This is a genomic window from Vibrio sp. 5S239 (genome assembly GCF_041439575.1).
GTDB classification, from domain to species: Bacteria; Pseudomonadota; Gammaproteobacteria; order Enterobacterales; family Vibrionaceae; genus Vibrio; species Vibrio kanaloae.
This window is the reverse complement of sequence record NZ_JBGOOM010000053.1, coordinates 1-2,417: the sequence shown is the minus strand read 5'-3', so window position 1 is coordinate 2,417 and position 2,417 is coordinate 1. Positions and strand designations below refer to the sequence as shown.

The 2,417-nt window shown below is 40.1% G+C and carries 4 protein-coding genes; 3 read left to right on the top strand and 1 reads right to left on the bottom strand.

Annotation, left to right across the window (positions count from 1 at the left end; translation table 11 throughout):
- Window positions 1-54: 54 nt before the first annotated feature.
- A complete protein-coding gene (locus ACED48_RS20335; protein ID WP_017057324.1) occupies window positions 55-411 on the bottom strand; it encodes a hypothetical protein in 357 nt (118 codons plus the stop codon).
- A gap of 204 nt (window positions 412-615) precedes the next feature.
- Between ACED48_RS20335 and ACED48_RS20330 the strand changes: the two genes are divergently transcribed.
- From ACED48_RS20330 to ACED48_RS20320, 3 genes are all read left to right on the top strand, one after another.
- Window positions 616-1,116, top strand: a complete 501-nt coding sequence (locus tag ACED48_RS20330) for a cold shock domain-containing protein (RefSeq protein WP_017057323.1) — start codon at window positions 616-618, stop codon at window positions 1,114-1,116.
- A 218-nt stretch (window positions 1,117-1,334) separates the two neighbouring features.
- A complete protein-coding gene (locus ACED48_RS20325) occupies window positions 1,335-1,625 on the top strand; it encodes a YkgJ family cysteine cluster protein (protein ID WP_079856096.1) in 291 nt (96 codons plus the stop codon).
- A gap of 183 nt (window positions 1,626-1,808) precedes the next feature.
- On the top strand, window positions 1,809-2,309 hold the full coding sequence (locus ACED48_RS20320) for a GNAT family N-acetyltransferase (RefSeq protein WP_017057321.1): 501 nt from the start codon (window positions 1,809-1,811) through the stop codon (window positions 2,307-2,309).
- Window positions 2,310-2,417 lie beyond the last annotated feature (108 nt).

Sequence of the window (2,417 nt, the reverse complement as noted above, 5' to 3'; positions counted from 1 at the left end):
TGTTATGCGGTGGCTTCGTATTACGTTGCTCACTACTTAGCTTAGCGTTATGTGTCATTTGGGAAATGACTCGAGTATACTATAAATGGTACTTCGAAGCTCTCCGCAGGAAACGTTGGAGTTTCGAACAAGATAATCCACAGTTACTTTCATTTCGTAGGTGGCTACACCGGCATCATGCATTTCCGTGTCTTGGATTTTGAGTTCACGATACTTCTTATATATTCTTTTCATTAGTTTGTCGTGAGACCAGTTACCACTACATTGCCTACTGTGTTGTTCTGCTGTTTGCAGCAGAGTGCCAGCCATCATCACATAGTTTTGAACATATTGATGTTGTCGGTCTAACCAAGCATTTGCGAAGCTCAAGCTAGAACTCATGACTAACATTAACGTTAATAAGTACTTCATGATTTACTCCTTATCGTTAAATTGTAGAAGTGAAACGACATAAGTGCACCTGAGCACATAACAAAGCGTTTAAGACGGATTCCCAACGCTTGGCGGCTTCAGTTCAAAGATATGCATCAGTGTTTATGGCATAATGTCTTGAGTGCAGTGGTAGCGTTGCTCACCACTTAACGCGGCGTTATATTGCCGGCGAAAAGGAAAGGTATGAAGGGCAAAATTATAAAATGGGTTGATGATCGTGGTTTTGGATTTATTCAGAGTCATAATGCGGCTGGTGAGATTTTTGCTCATATATCTCAGTTTAAAAAGGGCTACCGTCGACTAAAAGTAGGCGATGAAGTTGAATTTCAACTTGAGTATAAAGATGATAAAACAAACGCTAAACTGATTTCTTTAGTTGGGGTTCAACCATCTAAATCTAGAAGCTCTTTCGTAACAAAAATTTTGCTGTTGGCTGTTATCTCAATCGGCATACTTGGCTATCAATTGTTGTCAAAAAATAACGTCTCTAAAAATGACTCAGCTCCTTTATTTGACACAATGCCAGAGTATGAAAATATGGGTTTTAGCTGTGATGGTAAAACTTATTGCAGTGAAATGAGGTCATGTGACGAAGCTAAGTTCTATATTGCTAACTGTCCAAATACAAAAATGGATGGTGATGGCGATGGTGTACCTTGTGAGAGTCAACACTGTAATTTTTAGTAGGCAATATAACAAATGCATCAACACGATTTGCTACACTCGGCGTTGTCAGTTTGTCTTTAGTTTCAGTGATTAAGGCGTTAAAATTCAGCTAAGTCTGTATCGTAGCAAACGTGTTATGCAGGCGTTATGGCTCACAAGGCCAACAATCTCAGAAATGAAGGTTGTTCACATCAAATTTACGGTATCATGCACAATTGACTAAACTGTAGTTACTTATGCTTATACCAACTAATACACCTTCTTCCTCAAATGTATCTTGCGCAAACTGCCAAGCTTGCTGCTGCCGCCTTGAAGTTATGATTATCTCGGATACTGGAGTGCCAGAAGAGTTCATCGCACGCGATCAGTATGGTGGTGAAACAATGATGCGATTAAATGATGGTTGGTGTGCCGCTTTAGACAGAGACACTTTAATGTGCACAATTTATGAAAATCGTCCTTGGATATGCCGCGAATTTGAAATGGGTTCTAATGAGTGCTTAGACGAACGTGTTAAGTTCATATAGAACAACAGATTAACGTTTCTGTTCGTTGTGAGTTGTAAGCCATAACAAAGCGTTTAAGAGGGATTCTCAACGCTTGGCAGTTTTGGTTCAAAGTTTAGCTTTTGTGTTTATGGCACAATGGTTTAAGTTGGGTGTCAGCGTTGTTCACCCCTTAACGCGGCGTTAGCACACAAGGAGAAGGCTTTGAAATTCGCAAGAAAATTTGAATGTTCAAGTTTTGTATTTACTCCAATTGAAATCGCTGATGCAGTGTATTTATTAACCGCAGTGAACTCCGATTTATTTCCTGAGTCGCTTCCATTAGCAAACATTAAAACTCTAACTCAAGCTGAGAATTGGTGTTCAAATCGTATGTCAGAATGGAATATGGGCAAATGTTATGTTTGGAGCTGTCGCCGATTGCACAACTCCCAAGTTATTGGTCAGGTCACATTGCTTCCTCAGGAAAATCGTTTGGCTTTAGCTTATTGGGTTAATCCGGAATTCTGGGGGCAGGGTTTAGCGACGCAAATGTGCAAAGCTTTGTTATCACATGTTTGTAGTTCGGGTTATCAAGGTAGTATTTGGGCAGGTGTTCATTCTTGGAATAGTAGGAGCTCTTCGGTACTAAAGAAACTGGGTTTTGAACAGACAGCTTCTAATAGTGAAAATACAGCGGAGTACAGCTTGGAAATTGTGTGCTAACAAGCAATTTAAGAGGGATTCACAACGCTTGGCACTTTTGCTTCTACTTCAGTTTTAGTGTTTATGGCACAATGCTTTAGGTTTGGGTGGAGGCGTTGTTCACCCCTT

Bases quoted from the DNA above. Each gene is read 5' to 3' on its own strand.
- ACED48_RS20325 (WP_079856096.1), top strand. From the start codon at position 1,335: ATGCTTATACCAACTAATACACCTTCTTCCTCAAATGTATCTTGCGCA.
- ACED48_RS20335 (WP_017057324.1), bottom strand. From the start codon at position 411: ATGAAGTACTTATTAACGTTAATGTTAGTCATGAGTTCTAGCTTGAGC.
- ACED48_RS20330 (WP_017057323.1), top strand. From the start codon at position 616: ATGAAGGGCAAAATTATAAAATGGGTTGATGATCGTGGTTTTGGATTT.